Origin of the sequence: Microvirga pakistanensis (assembly GCF_004458765.1) — a bacterium.
In the GTDB taxonomy this organism is placed as follows: Bacteria; Pseudomonadota; Alphaproteobacteria; order Rhizobiales; family Beijerinckiaceae; genus Microvirga; species Microvirga pakistanensis.
Map to the genome: position 1 here is coordinate 1 of NZ_SPJX01000442.1, position 223 is coordinate 223.

Below are 223 nucleotides of genomic sequence, written 5' to 3' on the forward strand. Positions count from 1 at the left end.
CGCGGGCTGAGCCGAGAGGTCGAATCCCACCTGACGTCCGCCGATCAGTTCGATATAGACCTCGGCCAGAATCTCGGCGTCGAGCAACGCGCCGTGCTTGGTGCGCTTGGAATTGTCGATTCCATATCGCGAGCAGAGCGCATCGAGGTTGTTCGCGGCACCCGGGTGCTTCCGGCGCGCCATGATGAGCGTGTCGACCACGTCCGCCAGATCGATGGCTGGA

The 223-nt window shown here is 63.2% G+C and carries 1 protein-coding gene; it reads right to left on the minus strand.

Annotation, left to right across the window (positions count from 1 at the left end):
• Positions 1-223: exonuclease domain-containing protein (locus tag E4K09_RS19885; protein ID WP_280177484.1), on the minus strand; the 223-nt coding region annotated here is incomplete at both ends.